The organism is Microbacterium sp. PAMC21962, from assembly GCF_019443465.1.
GTDB classification, from domain to species: domain Bacteria; phylum Actinomycetota; class Actinomycetes; order Actinomycetales; family Microbacteriaceae; genus Microbacterium; species Microbacterium hominis.
In genome coordinates this window covers 1,231,398-1,249,736 of the sequence record NZ_CP080381.1, presented here as the reverse complement: position 1 = coordinate 1,249,736, position 18,339 = coordinate 1,231,398, and the positions used below count along the sequence as shown (strand labels likewise).

The 18,339-nt window shown below is 71.4% G+C and carries 16 protein-coding genes; 11 read left to right on the top strand and 5 right to left on the bottom strand.

All coding sequences use genetic code 11. From position 1 onward, the window contains the following. Positions 1-22: 22 nt before the first annotated feature. Positions 23-2,587 (bottom strand): glycoside hydrolase family 2 protein, encoded by a 2,565-nt coding sequence (locus KY498_RS06110; protein WP_191008255.1) that lies wholly within the window; start codon positions 2,585-2,587, stop codon positions 23-25. 162 nt (positions 2,588-2,749) lie between these two features. On the opposite strand from KY498_RS06110, the gene KY498_RS06105 reads away from it, so the two are divergent. The 5 genes from KY498_RS06105 (at position 2,750) to KY498_RS06085 (ending at position 10,489) form a co-directional block, all read left to right on the top strand. Next, positions 2,750-4,132, top strand: coding sequence for an ABC transporter substrate-binding protein (locus tag KY498_RS06105; RefSeq protein ID WP_191008256.1), 1,383 nt, complete (start codon positions 2,750-2,752; stop codon positions 4,130-4,132). A gap of 108 nt (positions 4,133-4,240) precedes the next feature. Beyond that, entirely contained in the window at positions 4,241-5,128 is an 888-nt protein-coding gene (locus KY498_RS06100) for a carbohydrate ABC transporter permease (RefSeq protein ID WP_101305906.1), read from the top strand. Next, positions 5,125-6,000, top strand: a complete 876-nt coding sequence (locus KY498_RS06095) for a carbohydrate ABC transporter permease (RefSeq protein WP_191008257.1) — start codon at positions 5,125-5,127, stop codon at positions 5,998-6,000. Before KY498_RS06100 ends, KY498_RS06095 begins: the two co-directional genes overlap by 4 nt. 95 nt (positions 6,001-6,095) lie before the next feature. Further along, complete coding sequence (locus KY498_RS06090; RefSeq protein ID WP_191008258.1) at positions 6,096-8,168, top strand: right-handed parallel beta-helix repeat-containing protein; 2,073 nt, start codon at positions 6,096-6,098, stop codon at positions 8,166-8,168. Positions 8,169-8,272: 104 nt separating this feature from the next. Continuing rightward, entirely contained in the window at positions 8,273-10,489 is a 2,217-nt protein-coding gene (locus KY498_RS06085; RefSeq protein WP_061782090.1) for an alpha-L-rhamnosidase, read from the top strand. 29 nt (positions 10,490-10,518) lie between these two features. Here the strand turns inward: KY498_RS06085 and KY498_RS06080 are convergent, their stop codons facing one another. After that, the gene (locus KY498_RS06080) at positions 10,519-10,890 is read right to left on the bottom strand and encodes a metalloregulator ArsR/SmtB family transcription factor (RefSeq protein WP_060960077.1); all 372 of its coding nucleotides are present in this window, start codon (positions 10,888-10,890) and stop codon (positions 10,519-10,521) included. An 85-nt stretch (positions 10,891-10,975) separates the two neighbouring features. Here KY498_RS06080 and KY498_RS06075 point away from each other — a divergent pair, with 85 nt between their 5' ends. Together KY498_RS06075 and KY498_RS16515 are read left to right on the top strand one after the other, a co-directional pair. Beyond that, positions 10,976-12,292, top strand: a complete 1,317-nt coding sequence (locus KY498_RS06075; RefSeq protein WP_060960076.1) for an FAD-dependent oxidoreductase — start codon at positions 10,976-10,978, stop codon at positions 12,290-12,292. A 103-nt stretch (positions 12,293-12,395) separates the two neighbouring features. Continuing rightward, positions 12,396-12,629, top strand: coding sequence for a GNAT family N-acetyltransferase (locus tag KY498_RS16515; RefSeq protein ID WP_375140955.1), 234 nt, complete (start codon positions 12,396-12,398; stop codon positions 12,627-12,629). 3 nt (positions 12,630-12,632) lie between these two features. On the opposite strand, the gene KY498_RS06070 is transcribed toward KY498_RS16515, so the two are convergent. Next, positions 12,633-13,307 carry a helix-turn-helix domain-containing protein gene (locus KY498_RS06070; RefSeq protein WP_061782091.1) on the bottom strand — a complete coding sequence of 225 codons (675 nt, stop codon included), beginning with the start codon at positions 13,305-13,307 and terminating at the stop codon, positions 12,633-12,635. A gap of 50 nt (positions 13,308-13,357) precedes the next feature. Between KY498_RS06070 and KY498_RS06065 the strand changes: the two genes are divergently transcribed. From KY498_RS06065 to KY498_RS06055, 3 genes are read left to right on the top strand one after another with little or no spacing between them, the layout of a single operon-like run. Then, entirely contained in the window at positions 13,358-14,098 is a 741-nt protein-coding gene (locus KY498_RS06065) for an aquaporin (protein ID WP_060960074.1), read from the top strand. After that, on the top strand, positions 14,095-15,483 hold the full coding sequence (locus KY498_RS06060; protein ID WP_191008260.1) for an FAD-dependent oxidoreductase: 1,389 nt from the start codon (positions 14,095-14,097) through the stop codon (positions 15,481-15,483). Before KY498_RS06065 ends, KY498_RS06060 begins: the two co-directional genes overlap by 4 nt. After that, positions 15,480-15,911 carry a low molecular weight phosphatase family protein gene (locus KY498_RS06055; protein WP_060960072.1) on the top strand — a complete coding sequence of 144 codons (432 nt, stop codon included), beginning with the start codon at positions 15,480-15,482 and terminating at the stop codon, positions 15,909-15,911. The genes KY498_RS06060 and KY498_RS06055 overlap by 4 nt, the downstream gene beginning before the upstream one ends. Before the next feature lie 330 nt (positions 15,912-16,241). Here the strand turns inward: KY498_RS06055 and KY498_RS06050 are convergent, their stop codons facing one another. Further along, a complete protein-coding gene (locus KY498_RS06050; RefSeq protein WP_060960071.1) occupies positions 16,242-16,787 on the bottom strand; it encodes a GNAT family N-acetyltransferase in 546 nt (181 codons plus the stop codon). Between KY498_RS06050 and KY498_RS06045 the strand changes: the two genes are divergently transcribed. Beyond that, positions 16,786-17,475: a TetR family transcriptional regulator C-terminal domain-containing protein gene (locus KY498_RS06045; protein ID WP_219879553.1), complete on the top strand. Its 690-nt coding sequence runs from the start codon at positions 16,786-16,788 to the stop codon at positions 17,473-17,475. The two genes, KY498_RS06050 and KY498_RS06045, sit on opposite strands and share 2 nt — an antisense overlap. Here KY498_RS06045 and KY498_RS06040 read toward each other — a convergent pair. Further along, a complete protein-coding gene (locus KY498_RS06040; RefSeq protein WP_191008261.1) occupies positions 17,457-18,284 on the bottom strand; it encodes a GyrI-like domain-containing protein in 828 nt (275 codons plus the stop codon). The genes KY498_RS06045 and KY498_RS06040 overlap by 19 nt on opposite strands. Positions 18,285-18,339: the final 55 nt, after the last annotated feature.

Genomic DNA, 18,339 nt, shown 5'->3' with positions numbered 1-18,339 from the left:
GCGTGAGACGCCCCGGCCGCCGTCAGGATGCGTCCGCTCGCGCGAGCTTCTCCGCCTCCAGCTGCGCGAGACCGCGGTAGCCGGCGTTCGGGCTCGTCGCGGCGCGGGCGGTGCGCAGCGCGGCACGCACCGCCGCGGGCGTGAACGCGTCCGGCGCGGCGGTGCGGATCGTCCACGCCACAGTCTCGCCGGGCAGCAGCGTCTCGAGGGTGCGCTCGGCGTGCGCGTCGGGGTCGATCTGATCGACGAGCAGGGTGGCGTCGCGCAGCAGCGTGCGCGCGGTGAGGTGCACCGACACCCCCGCGGGCACCGCGTCCACCTCCACGTCGAACCGCGGCTCCGGGTCGGGGTGGACGCGATCCGTCTCGCCGAGCAGGACGCTCCGCGACGCGCGCGCCCCGGACGCGCCGGGTGCGCCGGACGCCTCGGGTGCGCCGGTGTCGGCATCCGTCGGGGTGAGCACCGTCGCGACGAGCAGCTCGTCGCCACCGAGGTCGGCGGCGAGGGCGTGCATCGGCACGGCGATCGCCGTGTGCGCCGGCACGTGCGCGGTGGCCTCGGTCTGCCCCGAGAGCGCACCACGCGTCCAACGCTGCACGTCGACGACCGCGTCCCACGGCTCGGGTGTGCTGTTGCACGCGAACAGGGTGGGTCCGTCGGCCTCGTGCCGCAGGACGACGATGCGCGGGCGGTAGGCCTCGCGCACGGCGTAGGCGACCGGCTTGTAGCGGTCGGCGACGTCGATCATCGACCACGAGAGCGCGGGCCAGCAGTCGTTCAGCTGCCACACGATCGTGCCGCGGCAGAAGGGCTCGAGAGTGCGGAACCGCTCGACGCCGTAGCGCACGGCGCGCGCCTGATCGAGCTGGGCGAGCCAGTACCACTCGTCGAAGTCGGTCGGCACGCCGAAATGGGCGTCGAGCACGTCGTTGATGCGCTCCGTGCCGCCGGCCGCCTTCTGGCGCTGGATGGTCCCCGCCGAGAAGGGTGCCGGCCGCTCGTCGTGGACGACCGCGTCGAAGGTCGCGCGGGCCGGGGGTCCCTGGAACCCGAACTCCGAGACGAACCGCGGGCGTACGTCGTCGTAGGCGCGGTAGTCGTCGGGGATCCACCAGTGCACCACGCCGCGGGAGGGATCGTTGGGATCGTCCCACCGTCCGCCCGACGACGGGCTGCCCACGAGATAGGCCCGCGAGGGGTCGAGCTCGGCGACGAGTCGGGGGAGGAGGTCGACGTAGAACGTCTCGCCCCAGCTCGCGCCGTCCAGCACGTGCTCCCAGTCGTGCAGGAACCAGAACCACAGGTTCTCGTTGTTGCCGTTCCAGAGCGCGAGGCTGGGGTGCGGCATCAGCCGGGTGATGTTCTCGCGCGCCTCCGCCTCGACCTCGCCGGCGAAGGGCTCCTCCTCGGGATACGCCGCGCAGGCGAAGAGGAAGTCCTGCCACACGAGGATGCCGGCCTCGTCGCACGCGGTGTAGAACTCGTCCGACTCGAACACGCCGCCGCCCCACACGCGCAGCAGGTTCGCGCCGAGGTCGAGCGTCTCGGCGATCCGACGGCGGATGTCCCGGCTCGTGACGCGGGCGGGCGAGGTGTCGTCGGGGATCCAGTTGAAGCCCCGGACGAACATCGGCACCCCGTTGACCGTCAGGCCGAAGCTGCGACCCTCTGCATCCTCGGTCTGATCGACCACGAGATCGCGGAACCCGATCCGCCGCGTCCAGACGTCCAGTGCGGCGCCGTGCGCGTCGACGAGCGTCACGGTGAGCTCGTGCAGCGCGGGTGCCCCCATGCCGGTCGGCCACCAGCGGGCGGGGTGCGGCACGACGAGCTCGCCCCGGAGGCGGTCGGAGTGCGCGGGCGCGGCGATCCAGGTGCGGGCGCCCCCGACCTCGACGAGCACGCCGAGGTCGCTCTGCCGCCCGGACTCGGCGGTGCGCTCCAGCTCGATGTCGAGCGAGATCACGCCGTCGTCGCCCGCGAGACGCGACGTGGGCCGCACGGCGCTGAGCCGGGCGGTCGACCACGCCTCGACCTCGACGGTGCGCCAGATGCCCGACCCGGGCAGGGCCGGGCCCCAGTCCCAGCCGAACGCGCACGCGTTCTTGCGGATGAAGGGCGACAGCGTGCTGAAGACGGTCCAGCGCGCTCCGAGCCGGTCGCGTTCCGCCTCCGCGGCGGCGACCGGCGAGCGCAGGGCGACGCGCAGCTCGGCGGGGCCCTCGGCGAGCTCGGGAGCGGCGACGCGCCAGGTGCGGTGCATGTTCGACAGGCGCGCGCGCGGGTCGCCGTCGATGAGGATGTCCGCGTGGGTGTCGACGCCGTGGAACACGACCTCGATCCGCTCGGGGGTGCCCGTCACGGCGGGGAGCCGGGTGCGGTACTCCCAGTCCGCTTCGCCGATCCACGTGAGCCGGTGCTCGTTGTCGTCGTCGAACGGGTCGGCGATGGCCCGCGCGTCGCGCAGCGCCATGTGCACGTCGCCCGGCACCGGGGCGTCGAAGGTACGGCCGACGACGTGGTCGGGGAGGGGGCCCGACGCTCCGCGGAGCTGCCAGACGGCGTCGGTGGGGATACGGGTGAGCACGGCGTCGTCCTCGTCTCTCAGCGGGTGTCACGGATTTCGGATTGCGGTCTTGCGTCCGCCGCCACCCTCGGGCTAATGTGCAAAAGCGCTTTGGCATCTGGCCCGACCAAAGTACATCACGCACCGAGTCGCCTGCAATCCGACTCAGAAAGAGAAGTTTCGATGAAGAGACCACTCCGCTCCCGCCCGTGGGCGAAAGCCGCCGCTCTCGCGGCGATGACGGCCCTGACCGTCGGCGGGCTCACCGCCTGCGGCGCCGGCTCCACCCCGGCCGAGTCCGCCGGACCAGTCGAGATCGTCATCGGCAATCAGCCCGCCGCGACCGAGACCGCCCGCCTCGCCCTGTTCAACTCCCTCGTGGAGACGTTCAAGTCGCAGCATCCGAACTACGTCGTCACGACCACCGAGGACGGCTGGGACGCGCAGACCTTCTCCGCACGGCTGGCCGCCGGAGACCTGCCGACGGTGATGGGCGTGCCCTTCACCGAGATCCGCGGACTGATCGAGCGCAAGCAGGTCGCCGACCTGACCGACGCCGTCGACCAGCTCGGGGTCACCGACCTGCTGAACCCCCAGCTGGTCGACCTCGTCTCCGCCGACGGCAAGAAGTACGGCGTGCCGACCATGGCCTACGCGATGGGACTCGTCTACAACCGTGCCCTCTTCCAGAAGGCGGGCCTCGACCCCGCCGCCCCGCCCACCACGTGGGACGAGGTGCGCGCCGCCGCGAAGCAGATCACGGACAAGACGGGCGTGCCCGGCTTCGCCCAGGTGACCACCGACAACCAGGGCGGCTGGGTGCTCGGCGCCCAGGTCGCGTCGCGCGGCGGGTCGCTCGTGAACGAGGCCGGAGACGAGATCACCTTCGACGATGCGGCCACCACCGACGCGCTGACGCTCCTGCACGAGATGCGCTGGATCGATGGCAGCATGTCTCCCAACGGGCTGATGGCGGCGCTCGATCTCGCGCAGGCGTTCGCGGGGCAGCAGGTCGGCATGTTCATCCTGCAGTCCGACGCCTACCGGCCGCTCACCGAACAGCTCTCCTTCCCCAGCGCCGACTTCGGCTTCGGGGCCATGCCGACCGTCTCGGCGGGCGATGCGCCCACGACCCTGTCGGGCGGCACCATCGACATCGTGCGCCCCGACGCGTCGCCGGCGCAGGCGAAGGCCGCCGTCGAGTGGATCCAGCTCGCCGAGCTCGGCAAGTACACCGACAAGGATGCCGCGCGCGCCGACGCGCAGGCACTCGCGTCACAGGGCTCCGCCGTCGCGATCCCCGGCCTGCCCGTCGTGACCGCCGCGGCCTACGAGCAGTACCTGTCGTGGATCTCCGATCTGAACAACGTCCCGATCGAGAACTTCCGCCCCTACCTCGACGAGGTCGCCGAGCAGAAGGTGCAGTCGGAGCCGCCGGTGAAGGGGCAGGACATCTACGCGACGCTCGACCCGGTCGTGCAGGCGGTCATCACCGACCAGGGCGCGGACATCCCCACGCTCGTGTCCGGCGCCGCCTCCACGGCTCAGGCGCTGTTGTCCCGCTGATCCGTGCGGGGCGGCGGTGAGCCCGCCCGTCGCCCCGCACCCCCACGACTCCTCGCCGCGCCGCGGCGGGGGAGCCCACCACCCGTCCCCGTCGCACCGAGGAGTCCGATGTCCGTCCGTTCCCGACGTCGCCGCACGTCCCTGGCGGCGCTCGCCGTCGCCGCGCCGACGATCGTCGTGTTCGCCGTGTTCTCGTGGTGGCCGATCGTGCGCGGCGCGCTCATGAGCGTGCAGCACCCCACGTTCGTGGGCGCCGTCGAGTGGGTCGGCTGGAGCAACTTCGCCTACGTCCTCGCCGATCCGCAGCTCGGGCAGGCGGTGGGCAACACCCTGTGGTTCACGGTGCTCGCGATCGTCTTCGGATTCCCCCTGCCGCTCGCCCTCGCCGTCATGATCTCCACGGTCCGCGCCCGCCGCCGCGGCCTGTTCGCGGCGCTGGCGTACTTCCCGGTGATCGTGCCGCCGGTGGTGGCGATCCTGCTGTGGCGGTTCGCGTACGACCCCGCCCCGACCGGGCTGTTCAACAGCATCCTGGCGACGGTCGGGGCCGGACCGTTCGCCTGGCTCAACGACGCCGCGCTGGCCATGCCGTCGATCGTGCTGCAGGCCACGTGGGCGGCGGCCGGGACGAGCGTGCTCATCTACCTGGCCGCGCTCACCGCCGTCCGCCCCGACCTCTACGAGGCCGCGGCGCTCGACGGCGCGTCGGTGTGGCAACGCGTCTGGCACGTCACGCTTCCCCAGATGCGCACGATGATCCTCATCATGCTGCTGCTGCAGCTCATCGGTGCGGCTCAGGTGTTCACCGAGCCCTTCCTCATGACCTCCGGCGGACCGCAGAACGCCACGCTCACGATCCTGCTGCTGATGTACCGGTACGCGTTCGGCGGCTCCGCCGACTACGGTGCGGCCACGGCTCTCGGGCTCCTCCTGGCGGCGGCGCTCACAGTGCTGTCGGTGCTCTACCTGCGTCTCACGCGGAGGTGGCAGGCATGAGCGGCGGCCTGCTCACCCCGGCGGAGCTGCGGCGCGCGCGCACGCGGTGGGTGCTGCGCGGCGTGCACGCGGCCGTGCTGGCCGGACTGGTCGTGGCCGGGTTGGGGCCGCTGCTGTGGCTCGTCGCGGCATCCCTCGGCGAGACCACCGACGTGCTGCGCGACCCGCTCGGGGTCTTCGGGCGGATGACCGAGTGGCACCACTACGCCGACGCTTTCCGCGGCGTCGACACCGCGCGCCTGCTGGGCAACACGCTGGCGATGGCGGCGGGATCGGCGGTCACGACCGTCGTGGTGGCCCTGAGCGCGGGATACGTCATCGCGATCATGCGGCCGCGCTGGGCGCCGCTGCTGTCGGCCGGCATCCTGGCGACGGTCTTCCTGCCGGCGATCGTGTCGTTCGTGCCGCTCTACCTCACGGTGGTCGACCTGTTCGGCACCGGCATCTCGCTGCAGAACACCTTCTGGGCGGTGTGGCTGCCCGCGGGCGCCAACGCGTTCGCGGTGCTGCTGGTCACCGGGTACCTCCGCGGCATCCCGCGCGAGCTCATCGAGGCGGCCGAGATCGACGGCGCCGGGCCGCTGCGCATCCTGTGGAGCGTCGTGCTGCCGGCGGCGCGGCCCATCCTCGGTGTGGTCGCCCTGCTGGCCGCGATCGGCGCGTGGAAGGACTACCTGTGGCCCTCGCTGGTGCTCACCGACCCGAAAGTGCGGCCCATCTCGGTCGCATTGCCGATGCTGGAGCGCACGAACGACCTGACGACCTTCTTCGCGATCCTCGTCGTCTCGGCGCTGATCCCCATCGGGCTGTTCCTGGTCTTCCAGCGTCCCCTCCTGGCCAGCGCCGGGCTCTCCGCGGGGATGAAGGACTGAGACCCGCCGCCGTCGCCCCCCGCCACCGATGCGGCCCCGCCGCCACGAAGCTCCCGCGCGCAACGGTGCGTGCGGACGAGAGAGGAGATTGGTCCATGACCGAACAGCCCATGTCGCGACCGGAGGGCCGCCGCCCCAGGTCGCGCCGCCGCGCGCTGGCCACTGCGCTCGCCGTCGTGCTCGCGACCGCAGGGGGCGTGCTGGCGGCCGAGCCCGCCCAGGCCGCCCCCACCGCGTACTACGTCGACAGTGTGAACGGCAGCGACGCCGCCGCCGGCACCAGCCCGGCCAGCGCGTGGAAGTCGCTCGCTCCGGTGAACGCGCACACCTTCGCCGCCGGCGACAGCATCCTGCTCGCGCGCGGCGGCGCCTGGACGGGACAGCTCGCTCCGCAGGGGTCGGGCACGGCGTCCGCCCCCATCACGGTCTCCGCCTACGGTTCGGGCGCGCTGCCGCACCTCAGCGGCGCGTCGCTCGCGTCGGGCGGCACCGTCCAGCTGCAGAACCAGAGCTGGTGGACGATCCAGAACCTCGACGTGTCGAACGACTCCGGCACCGACAACTTCGGCGATCCCACGGGCGGCGCGCCCCGCTCCGGCATCCTGGTGCGCAACACCGTCGCGAACACCCTGCAGCGCGGGATCGTGATCCGCAGCAACGTCGTCAGCGACGTCAACGGATGCTTCCACTGCGCCGACATCGACGCGCACGACAACGGCGGGATCGTCGTGGACACCACCCAGCTCGGCGCGAGCTTCGACGGGGTGCTCATCGAGAACAACACCGTGCACGACGTCGGCCGCACCGGCATCGTCGTGTGGGATGCCAGCTACTTCACCACCGACATGACGGTGATCGTGCAGTCCGCCCTCACCTCGAACGTCCGCATCCGCGGCAACACCGTGATCGACCCCGACAGCGACGGCATCCTCGCCTTCGGAACCGACGGTGCCGTGCTGGAGTACAACGTCGTCCGCGGGGCGGGCCAGCGCACCACCGATGCGGGCAACATGCCGGCGTCGGCGGGGCTGTGGCCCACGCGCGGCATGAACACGCTCGTGCAGTTCAACGAGGTGTCGGGCACCCGCACCCACGGCACCGACGGTCAGGGCTTCGACGTCGACATGGGCAGCAAGAACACCCGCGTGCAGTACAACTACTCGCACGACAACGAGGGCGGCTTCCTGCTCCTGATGGGTGGCTACTCGAGCGACGTGGTGGTGCGTGACAACCTGTCGGTCAACGACGCCTGGGGAGGAGTGAAGGGCGTCTTCACCTTCTCGTGGGGCGTGCCGGGACCGGTGAAGATCTACAACAACACCGTCTACATCCCCGCCGGATCGCCCGCGAACCCCATCTACTGCGACGGCGACGCCGGGGCCTGCGCCTCATCGACGCCGGGCCAGTGGTCGTTCGTGAACAACATCGTCGACAACCACGGCACCGGGTCGTACACGTACCCCGGCATGGGCACGAACGCGACGTTCGCCTCGAACGTGTTCTCGGGCAACCACCCCGCCAGCGAGCCGGCCGATGCCACGAAGATCACCGCCGACCCGCGGTTCGTCGCGGCGGGCACCACCGGCAACGGGTTCGCCGTCGCCGACGCCTACAAGCTCCTGTCGACCTCGCCGGCGATCTCCACCGGGCAGGTCGTGAGCCCCAACGGGTTGCGCGACTTCTTCGGCAACGCACTGTCGACGACCGCGGCGCCCTCCCGCGGGTTCCACGAGGCCGCGCCGCCCGCCGTCGCCCCGGCGCTCTTCGACCCGGTCAACGACTGGAGCATCAGCACGGCGCGCTCGGCGAACATCATGCTGGACACGACCGCTCCGGCATCCAACATGGCCGGCGACACCTCGCGCATCAAGCGCAGCGACGACCAGCCCGGCTGGGTGCGCTGGGATGCGGCGCCCGGCAAGACCGTGACCCTCTCGACCTTCTACTTCAACCAGGGGCCGAGCGCGTTCACGATCGTCGCCCTCGACGGCTCGGGCACCGCGACGACGGTGGCCTTCACCGCGACGGCGGCCACGGCCACGACCAACGGGTGGACCAAACGCACGATCACCAGCGCGGCGCTGCCGGCCGGCACGCGCGCCGTCGAGGTCCGGTTCGGGCTCGTGTCATCGTGGGGCGTGCAGATCGGCGACATCACGATCGGCTGAGTCCCCGCATCCGCAGAGCGGGCTCCGCGTCGTTCGCCGTCCTGGGCGACGCGGGGTCCGTTCTCGGGGGTGGTGCCCGTCGAGGAGAGGCAGGAGGAAGAAGGATGCTGGAGGGTGCGAGCGTGCTCCGCGCGCCGGAGGGATGGCGCGGTGCGCCGGGGTTCGTGCGCGCGTTCTCGGTGCCGGGCGGCGCCGCGCTGACCGCGGCGGTGCTGGAGGTGACGGCCGAGGGTCTGGTCGAGCCGCTGCTGGACGGACGGCCCGTGACCGCCGACGTGCTCCTGCCGGGGTGGACGGCGTACCGCCACCGGCTGCGCGTGGCGACCTACGACGTCACCGCGCAGCTGGGCCCCGGGCGCTCCCACGAGATCGAGCTGCGTGCCGGCAACGGCTGGTACTGCGGTCGCCTCGGATGGAGGGGAGCCCGCGCGCTCTACGGCGATCGGCCGGGTGTCGCCGCCGCGCTGACCCTGCGTTTCGACGACGGCTCGTCGCGCCGTCTCGTCACCGACGACGCCTGGCGGACGGTCCGCACGGCGACGCTCTCCGATGACCTCTATGACGGTGAGCACCTCGATCTGCGCACGCGCCGCGGCGCTGCGCATCCGGTCGTCGTGGAACACCTCGACCGCTCCCGGCTCGTGCCGTTCGCGGGGCCCCCGATCGTGCGGACCGCACGCGTCGCCCCCATCTCGGCGTGGAGCGACGGCCGCGGCGGCACGATCTTCGACTTCGGACAGAACCTGGTGGGTCGGCTGCGGATGAGGGTCCGGGGGCCGCGCGGCCATCGGCTCACCGTGCAGCACGCCGAAGTGCTCGAACGCGGAGAGCTCGCCCGCCGCCCGCTGCGCAGCGCCCGCGCCGAGGACGTCGTCGTGCTGTCCGGCGGCGACGACGACGTCGAGCCCGCCTTCACCTTCCACGGGTTCCGCTACGCGCGCATCCAGGGATGGCGCGCGGTGGAGGGCGACGTGGAGGCCGTCGTCATCGGCAGCGACCTGCGCCGCACCGGACGCTTCGCCTGCTCCGATCCGGTGCTCGACCGCTTCCACCGCAACGTGGTGTGGAGTCTGCGCGGCAACACCGTCGGCATCCCCACCGATTGCCCCCAGCGGGACGAGCGCCTGGGATGGACGGGCGACATCGCCGTGTTCGCCCCCACCGCCTGCTTCCTCTTCGACATGGACGGGTTCCTCCGGGAGTGGCTCACCGACCTTCGGTGCGAGCAGGACGATGCCGACGGGCGGGTGCCCTATGTCGTGCCCGATGCGCTGCCGGGGTGGAGCGTGCGCGCGGGGGAGCCGCCGGAGGCGGTGGGCGTCTGGAGCGACGCGGCGGTGTGGGTGCCGTGGGCGCTGTGGGAGTCGTCGGGCGAGCCCGCCGTGCTCGCGGAGAGCTGGGCGAGCATGACCGCGCACGTCGAACGGGTGCTCGGCCGGCTCTCCGCCGACGGGGTCTGGCGCGACGACTTCCAGTTCGGGGACTGGCTCGATCCCACGGCTCCGCCCGACGACCCGTTCGCGGCGATCGCTGACCCCGGCGCGGTCGCGACGGCCGCGCTGCACCGCAGCATCCTGATGCTGTCCCGCGCCGCGAGCGTGCTCGGCCGTCCCGGCGATGAGAGGCGGTGGGCGGCCCGCGCCCGGCGGCTGCGCGACGACTTCCGGCGGGCGTACGCCGAGCCCGGCGGGCGGCTGCGCTCGGATGCGCCCGCCGTGTATGCGCTCGCGATCGTCTGCGAGGTGCTCGACGGGGCGGATGCCGCGAAGGCCGGGCAGCGGCTGGCCGAGCTCGTCCGCGCGTCGGGACACCGCGTCATCGCCGGTTTCGCCGGTGCCCCCTACCTGTGCGACGCCCTCACGGCGACCGGTCATCTCGACGACGCGCTGGCGCTGCTCGTCAACCGCGAGACGCCGGGGTGGCTCGCCCCGGTCGACCTCGGAGCCACCACCGTGTGGGAGCGATGGGACGCGCTCCTTCCCGACGGAACGGTCAACCCGGGGGAGATGACGAGCTTCAACCACTACGCGTTCGGCGCTGTCGCCGACTGGATGCACCGCGTCGTCGGCGGACTCGCCTCCCTCGCCCCGGGGTGGGCGCGGGTGCGGGTCGACCCGCGTCCGCCCGCCGGCCTCGCCTGGGCGCGCACCTCGATCGACACGCCGCGGGGCACCATCGGCGTGCACTGGGAACGGGATGCCGAGGGCGCGCTCCACGTGGACTACGCCGCGCCCGAGGGTGTCGAGGTCGAGCTGGCCGAGGACATCGCCGATCGCGCGCGCCGCGTCCCGCCTGCGGCGCTCGCTCCGGCGACGGCATGACGGCCGGAGCGATCCGCCGCCTACGGCCGCTACCCAGAGCTGCGGCTGGGCTCAGCGTTGATCAGCACCCCGGCGACTTGCTCGAGCGCGGTCGGCACGAGACGGTAGTACGCCCACGTTCCCCGCTTCGCGCGGGTCAGGAACCCGGCATCCGTGAGCACTTTGAGATGATGCGACACGGTCGGCTGCGACAACCCGATCGGCTCGATCAGGTCGCACACGCACGCCTCCTGGTCGAGGCTGGACGCGACGATCGACAGCAAACGCAACCGGGCCGGATCTGCAAGAGCCTTCAACGTCTGCGCCAGCTGCTCCGCGTCAGGCTGCGACAACGGCTCGGCGACCAGCGGCTGGCAACACGTCACCGTGGAGACGTCGTGGACCTCGAGCATCGCACCCATGCATCGATGATAGTCGATATTGACAGTCATCGATAGATGAGTCGATACTTGCATCGACGCACATCGATATCTTGGAGGTCACGTCGTGATTCTGTTGGATCTGACTCCCCGCGCCGTGCACAGCGATCGTCTCGCGACGCTGCCCGTGGTGATCATCGGCGCGGGGCCGGTGGGGCTCGCAGCGGCCGCAAACCTCGCCGAGCGCGGCATCGACTTCGTCGTGCTCGAGGCGGCGGATGAGGTCGCGGCGTCGGTGAGGCTCTGGGGCCATACGCGCCTGTTCTCGCCGTGGCGGCATCTGATCGATCCGGCCTCGGAGCGACTCTTGGAGGAGGCCGGATGGGTCGCTCCGGCATCGGATGACGCCCCGACGGGCGCCGAGCTCGTGGAGGCCTACCTTGCCCCGCTGGCGGAGCTGGAGGCGATCGGGTCGCGGATCCGGTTCGGGGCGCGGGTCGTTGCGGTCAGCCGGGAGGGCATGGATCGGACACGCACGGCGGGCCGCGCACAGGCGCCGTTCCTGCTGCGGCTGCGACACCGTGACGGGTCCGTGGAAGACATCACCGGGCGGGCCGTGATCGACGCATCCGGCACCTACACGACGCCGAACCCGCTCGGTTCATCCGGGCTCTCCCCGATCGGCGTCGAGGCTGCCGGCGATCTGGTCGTGCACGCTCTCCCGGACGTGCTCGGCGCGGACCGGTCCCGGTTCACGGGCCTGCACACCACTGTGGTCGGCGCCGGTCACTCGGCCGCGAACACGCTGATCGCGCTGGCAGAGCTGGCGAAGACCGCGCCGGGAACCCGGGTCAGCTGGCTGATCCGCAACGCCTCCGCGATCCGCGTCTCCTCGTCCCCTGACGACGAGCTGGAGAACCGCGCGCTGCTGGGCTCGCGGGTCGACCAGCTCGTCGCGACCGGGCGCATCGACCTCGTCGACGGGTTCGAGATCTCCACCCTCCACCGCGGCAGCGACGGCGTGGTGCTGCACGGCTCACGGCGCGGGGAACCCGCGCAGCACAGCACCGACCTGGTCGTCAACGCGACCGGGTTTCGGCCCGACCTCGACATGCTCCGCGAGGTGAGGTTGGAGCTGGATGACATCGTGGAGGCCCCGCGCCGGCTGGCGCCCCTTATCGACCCGAACGAACACTCCTGCGGCACCGTCGAACCGCACGGGTTCCGCGAACTCACCCACCCGGAGCCAGGGTTCTTCCTGGTCGGCATGAAGTCCTATGGCCGCGCACCGACCTTCCTGCTCGCGACCGGTTACGAGCAGGTCCGCTCCATCGTCGCCTGGATCGATGGCGACATGCCCGCCGCCACCCAGGTCGAACTCGTCCTGCCCGCGACGGGGGTCTGCTCCACCGACATCGGCAACGGCAGCTCCTGCTGCTCATGACTCGTATCCGGCCGATGACCTCGGAGGACTGGGCCGCGGTCGAGGAGATCCTCGCTGCGGGGATCGCCGGGGGTGAGGCGACTTTCGAGACCACGGGCAGGGCATCGGCGCCGCGCTGCTGGACGCGTTCATCCACGTCGCCGACGACGCCGGCTACTGGACCATCCAGTCGAGCATCTTCCCGGAGAACACCGCGAGCCTCCGCCTGCACGACCGGGCCGGGTCCCGGCGCATCGGCACGCGGGAACGCGTCGCGCTCATGACCGTCGGCCCACACGCCGGCACCTGGCGAGACACCGTCTCGATCGAACGCCGCTCCACCCGCAATGGCGGCTGAGGGTCAGGTCAGGGCGAGTATCCGCGGTGCCAACCGCGTCACCCGCGCGGACAGATCCGCGAACGTCGCCTCGAACGCCTCGTCCGTCGCGACCGGCACCGGGTCGGGCACCGACCAATGCACCATCCCTGCGGGGAACTCCTCGTGCGCGCGGTCACACACCGTGATCACGAAATCCGTGTCCTTCACCAAGCCTTCGATCTGCTGCGGCGCCGCGCCGGCAAGATCCAGACCGTGACGCGCCGCGGCGGCGACGGCACCGGTAGCCACGTCGGCTGCGGGATGCGTCCCCGCGCTGACGGCGGGGATCTCGCTGACGTCGTTCCACAGCGCCTGTGCCAGCTGAGACCGAGCCGAGTTGGCCGAACACACGAACACGACCCGGTCGGCACCGGCCGTCGCGAACGATCCCAGTTCGACCAGTGCGCCCGGGATGAGCGCCACATACATCCTCCGGCCGTCGCCTTCGGACCGAGTCCGCGACACGATGCCCACCCGCTCCAGCACTTTCAGATGATGCGCGAGCAGGTTCGAGGTCATCCCCGGCAGCTCGTGCAGTAGCTCGGTCGGAGAGAGATCTCCGAAGGACAGCAGGTCCAGCATCCGCAGCCGCGCCGGATCGGCCAGGGCGGCGTGTTTCGCAGCCCGCACCTCGAGAGAATTTCGCTCAACTTTCATTACCTCAATCTTGACTGAGTTATAGTCGTGTCGTCAAGATGAGGGAGCCCATGAACACGATCGCGTTGCTGCGCCGCGTCGGCGCCGAGCTCCTCGGCACCGGGCTTCTGGTGACCGTCGTCGTCGGCTCCGGGATCGCCGCCGCGCGGCTCTCAACCGATTCGGGCCTGCAGCTGTTGGAGAACTCGATCGCGACCGCGCTCGGCCTTGCGGTGCTGATCCTGCTGCTCGGCCCGGTCTCCGGCGCGCACTTCAACCCCGTCGTCTCCCTCGCTGACACCCTCCTCGATCGTCGGCACGGCACCGGCATGCCGTTGCCGCTCTCGGTGTTCTACATCGTCGCGCAGGTCGCCGGGGCGATCCTGGGGGCGATGCTCGCCAACGCCATGTTCGAGATCCCGACCTCCATCGCCACCACCGCCCGCGCCACTGCGGGGACGTTCCTCGCGGAGATCGTCGCGACCGCCGGGCTGGTGCTGCTGATCTTCGGCCTGGCCCGCGCGCGCCGCACCGCCCCGACGATCGCTGCGGCGGTCGGGGCCTACATCGGCGCCGCGTACTGGTTCACCAGTTCCACCTCGTTCGCCAACCCCGCCGTGACCATCGGCCGGATCTTCACCGACACCTTCGCGGGCATCGCCCCGACGTCGGTGCTCCCGTTCCTGGCTGCGCAGCTGTTCGGCGCCGGCATCGGTGTCGCCCTCGCGGTGCTGTTGTTCCCGCGCGCCACCGTCACTGCGGACGACCTCGCCGTCACTCGTACCCTCACCGACCCCAAGGAAGCCTCATGACCCACATCGTCGCCATCGGCGGCAGCGACGCCGGCATCTCCGCCGCGCTGCGCGCCCGCGAACTCGACCCGACCGTCGAGGTCACCGTCGTGGTCGCGGACGCCTACCCGAACTACTCCATCTGCGGCATCCCGTACTTCTTCTCCGGCGACGTGAAGCCATGGCAGTCCCTCGCGCACCGCACCCACGCGGAGCTGGAAGCCACCGGAATGCGCCTGCGCCTGGACACCCTGGCCACCGGCATCGACGTCGCCGGGCAGCGGTTGAGCATCCGCGACCAGCACGGCCGCGAGGAACAGCTCAGCTACGACGAACTGATCGTCGGCACCGGCGCCCTCCCGGCCCACGCCGGCATCACCGGCCTCGACACCCTCGGCCCCGACGACGGGCTGCACGTCATCCACTCCATGGGTGACACGTTCGCCCTGCAACGGCAACTCGAGGAACAGAATCCCGGCTCGGCGATCATCATCGGCGCCGGCTACGTCGGCCTCGAAATGGCCGAAGCGTTCACCGCACGCGGCATGCACGTGCTGGTCCTGCAGCGCGGACCCGAAGTCCTCTCCACCCTCGACCCCGAGCTTTCCGGGCTGGTCCGCACCGAACTCGAAGACCACGACGTGCTCGTGCACACCGGCACCACCGTCCACACCGTCGAGAAGACCGCCGAAGGCCTCATCGTCCGCGGCACCCGCAACGGGCAGCCCGTCACCCACACCGCGCAGCTGGTCCTCGCCGTCGTCGGCGTCCGCCCCAACACGACCCTCCTCGAACAGGCCGGCGCGACCCTCGGGCCCGGCCGCGCCGTCGTCGTCGACGAGCAGATGCGCACCGGCCTGCCACACGTCTTCGCCGCCGGCGACGGCGTCATCACTCACCACCGCCTCCTCGGGCTCACCTACCTGCCCCTCGGCACCACTGCCCACAAGCAGGGCCGCGTCGCCGGGGAGAACGCGCTCGGCGGCACCGCCCGATTCGCGGGATCCGTCGGCACCCAGGTCGTGAAAGTCTTCGACCTGGTCGCCTCCCGCACCGGCCTGCGCGAGGACGAAGCCATCGCCGCCGGCTACCGTCCCGCGACCACGCAGATCGCCGCCGACGATCACAAGCGCTACTACCCGGGCGCGCAGCCCATCAGCATCCGGATCACCGGCGACGCCCAGAGCGGCCTGCTGCTCGGCGCGCAGCTGGTCGGCCGCCTCGGCACCGAAACCGCCAAGCGCGTCGACACCTACGCCACTGCCCTGTTCGCCGGGCTCACCGTCGAACAGATCTCAGACCTCGACCTCTCCTACACGCCCCCACTCGGCTCCCCGTGGGACGCCGTCCACGTCGCCACTCAGGCCTGGTCCCGCACCCACACCCCCGCAGGAGTCCTCGCGTGAGCACCCCACCCACCGTCCTGTTCATCTGCCAGCACAACGCCGGCCGATCCCAACTCGGCGCACACCTCCTCGCTCACATCGCCCCCGGGCAGGTGAACGCGACCAGCGGAGGACTCTCACCCGCCGAGCACATCAACCCGGTCATCGCCGACGCCCTCGGCGAGTTGGGCATCGACACGAGCGCGGCCGTTCCGCGCGCCGTCACGGCCGCAGACCTCGCCGCGGCGGACATCGTCGTCACCATGAAGCCCCGGCTTGCTCTCCCCGGACCGGTGAGCGGGCGGCTTGTCGAATGGGAGTTCCTCGACCCCGAGAACTGGGGCATCGACGGCGTCCGCGGTCTTCGCGACCGCATCCTCGCCCACATCCGCATCCTGGCAGCTGACCTGGGCACCACGGCCGCGTCGAGCGGGCCGGTCACCGGCTGAGGGTGCGCTCCACGTGGACTACGCCGCGCCCGAGGGCGTCGAGGTCGAGCTGGCCGAGCAGATCGCCGATCGCGCGCGCCGCGTCCCGCCTGCGTCGCTCGCTGGAAGACTGTGACCGTGCCGGGCTTTCATCACGTCGAACTGTGGGTCGCAGACCTCCCGCGAGCGCGTCGCGAGTGGGGCTGGCTGCTGGGCGGACCGGATCACTACGCGGGCTGGTTGGAGGACTCCGCGGGAGCCAAAGCCGACGCTGACGACCCGCTCCTGCGCGGATCGAGCGCGGGCGAGCGCGGCGCTCCGGAGGTGGCCGCATGTGCCCGGCGGGCGGGTTCACGCCGGGGCGAGGTCCTCGCGCACCAGTGCCCACACCTGCTTGTCGTGGAACACCCCGCCGTTGAGCCAGGCGCCGCGCAGGGTACCGTCCAGCGTCATCCCCAGCCGTCGCGCGACCGCGGCGCTGCGCTCGTTGTCGGCCCGGCAGCGCCACTCGACGCGGTTCAGGCCGCGCTCGCGCAGCGCATACTCGACGAGCACCCGGGATGCCGCGGTCACCAGTCCCCGCCCCTCGGCCGCGGGCTCGAGCCAGCATCCGATCTCGCAGTGGCCGGCGGCGGCGCTGAAGGCGACGAACATCACGCCGCCGACCAGCCGCCCGTCCGCCCAGATGCCGAACAGGCGCGCGCCGTCGTCGGCCGCACTCGCTGCGTAGCGGTGCAGCGTGGCGCGGGCGCCCTCGACGGTGTCCGTGACGAACGAGGCGCCCACCCAGGGGCGGATGTGCTCGCGCGCCCGCTCCATGTGCGCGGCGAACTCGTCGGCGTGCCAGAGCTCCAGAGGTCGCAGCTCGGCGGAGGGGGAGAGGACTCGATGAAACATGGACGCCTTCCATAACGATCGTTATGTCGGGCAGTCTAGACCCATGCCTCCTCCCGAGCGGACCCGCCGCGACCGTCAAGCGGAGGTGGCCGAAGCCGTCTGGCGCGTGCTGGACCGCGACGGTTTCGTCGGGCTTTCCCTGCGTGTCGTCGCCGCCGAGATGGGCGCGACGACCGGAACCGTGACGCACTACTTCCGCTCGAAGAAGGAACTCACCGACTACGCACTCGACCTGCTCGCCGCGCGCCGGGCCGCGGATGCGGGATCGCCGTCGGAGAGTGCTCGATCGGCGCTGCGGGCGGCGCTGCGCGGCATGCTGCCGCTCGATCGGCCGTCACGATCGGCGACGCGCATCTGGGTGAGTTCGTGGGATGCCGCGCTCGCCGAGCCCGACCGTGCGGCGGCGCACGCGCAGCGCTATCGCGACGGCCGCGCCAGACTTGCGCTCCTCGTGGCGGCGGTCCTCGACGAGACGTCGCCGCACCCGGACGATGCGGCCGCGATCGCCGAGCAGCTGCACGCCACGATGCTGGGCATCGCCACTCAGGCGGTGCTCGACCCCGAGGCGTATCCGCCCGAGCGCGTGGCGCGGCTGGTCGAGGCGGCCATCGCCCGATGGGTCACCGATCCGACGGAGACTGGTGGCCCCTCGGGCGACGGCGCGCCCGCTCAGGCGAGCGGTTCATAGACCTCGGTGATCAGCTCGGCCGGGCCCACCTCGGCGGGAGTGTTCAGGTAGATGTTGAACGCGCGTGCAGCCAGCGCGTCGTCGCTGCGCGGACGCAGCTCGTCGGCGGCGATGCGTTGGTTGATGAGGTCGTGCGCGGCGGTGATCTGATCGTAGGGGCCGACCACGCGCGCGACGAGGCAGTCGCGCGCGGGAAGCTCGACGAGCTCGAGCGGGGCCTCGACGCGCGTGCCGGGTGCGACGGGCACGAAGATCGAGAGGTCGACGTCGCGTTCGGTGTACTGATCGTCGTGCTCGATCACGCCGCACGGACCGAGCGGCGCGATCGACTGCGCGCCGAGAGCGGGCATCATCCGCTCCCAGAGCTGGCCCTCGTCGGAGTAGGTGGGCACGGTTCCGCGCAGGCACGCGAGCGTCATCGCGGGAACGGTGGTGCGACTGACAGTGATGGACATGGGTGTTCCTCCGTGGTCGAGCAATCTGTTGATGAGAGAGACACGTCCCTGGGCCGCGCGCTGTTCCTCGAGCAGGGACTCGCGCTGCAGGCGCAGCGCCGTCGTCCATTCCGGGGTGTCGCGGGCGGCGAGGAGGATGCCGATGGCGGAGACGCCGAACCCGACGTCGCGCAGATTGCGGATGTCAGCGGCATCCTGGAGCTGCCGTGCCGCATAACGTCGGTACCCGCTCACGCGGTCGACGTCGGCGGGCACGAGGACTCCGTGGAGGTCGTAGTGACGCAGCATGCGCACGGAGAGTCTGCTCAGCGAGCTGAACTGTCCGATCGTCATGAGATCCGTGGTCTCGGCCATGAGGTCATGCTCCCGCGTGACACGGTGTGAGAGTCAAGTCCGTCGCGTGAACGGG